Here is a 1,972-nt window from a genome sequence, read left to right as displayed (position 1 = left end):
ATAATAGATACAAAGAAGATAAATATAGGTATTTTTCGAGCAATAATAATTAGCTTTTCTGTATTAGGACTTACTTGTTGTCCACCATAAATTTGCGTTAATACAATGCTCACTACCATTTGATAAATCATTACCAATGCAAATCCAAGCAATGCCCATGGAATGATATATTTTTTAGGTTCTTTAACTTCTAATTCTAATTTTGTTGGATTTTTAATTTTTAAATTAATTAAAATAATCGTCGTGGCGGCGATTAAAAATAGAACAAGTTGTATGTAAATGACTGCTTTAGTCAGTTCTATGCCACTATATTGTACAAATGGTAATTTTTTTACAATGAGAAGCGGTAAAAATTGAGACAATATATAAATAATAACAGTTAGCAATGATGCCCATAATCTTGTCATAATTTTCCTCCAAATATTTGTTTATAATTTATTTTATCGTAAATAACTTGAAGTTACAAAACTTAATTAAAAGGTTATGACTTGAAATTTTGACCAAATTTGATTATTATAAATGTATGTTAGCACTCTTTAATGTTAAGTGCTAAACTTTAGGTTTTTTAAGGAGGAACAATCATGCTAAAACCAATTGGAAATCGTGTGATTATTGAGAAAAAAGAACAAGAACAAACAACTAAAAGTGGTATTGTTTTAACTGATAGTGCTAAAGAAAAATCAAACGAAGGCGTTATCGTTGCAGTAGGAACTGGACGTCTATTAAATGATGGTACAAGAGTGACTCCTGAAGTGAAAGAAGGGGACCGTGTCGTGTTCCAACAATATGCTGGTACAGAAGTTAAACGAGATAATGAAACATATCTAGTATTAAATGAAGAAGATATTTTAGCGGTAATTGAATAATATAAAATTAAATTCATAGATAAATTGTAAAGAACGAAAATGAAATATGACTAAACAAATGGAGGTTTATCATTTATGGTTAAACAATTGAAATTCTCTGAAGATGCACGTCAAGCAATGTTACGTGGTGTAGACCAATTAGCAAATGCAGTTAAAGTAACGATTGGTCCTAAAGGACGTAATGTTGTATTAGATAAAGAGTTTACAGCACCTTTAATTACGAACGATGGTGTAACGATTGCTAAAGAAATCGAATTAGAAGATCCATATGAAAATATGGGGGCTAAACTAGTTCAAGAAGTTGCAAATAAGACAAATGAAATTGCTGGTGACGGTACGACAACTGCAACAGTATTAGCTCAAGCAATGATTCAAGAAGGCTTGAAAAATGTTACAAGTGGTGCGAACCCAGTTGGTTTACGTCAAGGTATCGACAAAGCAGTTAAAGTTGCTGTAGAAGCATTACATGAAAATTCTCAAAAAGTTGAAAATAAAAATGAAATAGCGCAAGTAGGTGCGATTTCAGCAGCAGATGAAGAAATTGGACGTTATATTTCTGAAGCTATGGAAAAAGTAGGTAACGATGGTGTCATTACAATTGAAGAATCAAATGGACTAAACACTGAACTAGAAGTGGTTGAAGGTATGCAATTTGATCGTGGTTATCAATCACCATATATGGTTACTGATTCAGATAAAATGGTTGCTGAATTAGAACGCCCATACATTTTAGTAACAGATAAGAAAATCTCGTCTTTCCAAGATATCTTACCTTTATTAGAACAAGTGGTTCAATCTAATCGTCCAATCTTAATTGTAGCTGATGAAGTTGAAGGCGATGCATTAACAAATATCGTGCTAAACCGAATGCGTGGCACATTTACAGCTGTTGCAGTAAAGGCGCCTGGTTTCGGTGATCGTCGTAAAGCAATGTTAGAAGATTTAGCTATTTTAACTGGTGCGCAAGTGATTACTGATGATTTAGGCTTAGATTTAAAAGATGCATCAATTGATATGTTAGGTACTGCAAGTAAAGTAGAAGTAACTAAAGATAATACCACTGTTGTTGATGGTGACGGTGACGAAAACAGCATTGATGCACGTGT

The 1,972-nt window shown here is 32.7% G+C and carries 2 protein-coding genes and 1 pseudogene; 2 read left to right on the top strand and 1 reads right to left on the bottom strand.

From position 1 onward, the window contains the following. Positions 1 to 407: pseudogene (gene mroQ / locus IDG60_RS12660) on the bottom strand (CPBP family intramembrane glutamic endopeptidase MroQ); the annotation flags it as partial. 174 nt (positions 408 to 581) lie between these two features. Here mroQ and groES point away from each other — a divergent pair. Both groES and groEL read left to right on the top strand, forming a co-directional pair. Next, positions 582 to 866 (top strand): co-chaperone GroES, encoded by a 285-nt coding sequence (gene groES / locus IDG60_RS12655; protein WP_000917289.1) that lies wholly within the window; start codon positions 582 to 584, stop codon positions 864 to 866. Between the two features lie 75 nt (positions 867 to 941). Then, positions 942 to 1,972, top strand: a 1,031-nt coding sequence (groEL, locus tag IDG60_RS12650) for a chaperonin GroEL (RefSeq protein WP_042745816.1), incomplete at its 3' end; no start/stop codon positions are given.

The sequence above is a fragment of the Staphylococcus sp. EG-SA-2 genome (assembly GCF_017152085.1).
The sequence above is the reverse complement of the archived record's forward strand: the minus strand, read 5'-3'. Positions and strand labels throughout refer to the sequence as shown.

Coding starts and splice junctions, on each gene's coding strand:
- groES (WP_000917289.1), top strand. CDS start 582: ATGCTAAAACCAATTGGAAATCGTGTGATTATTGAGAAAAAAGAACAA.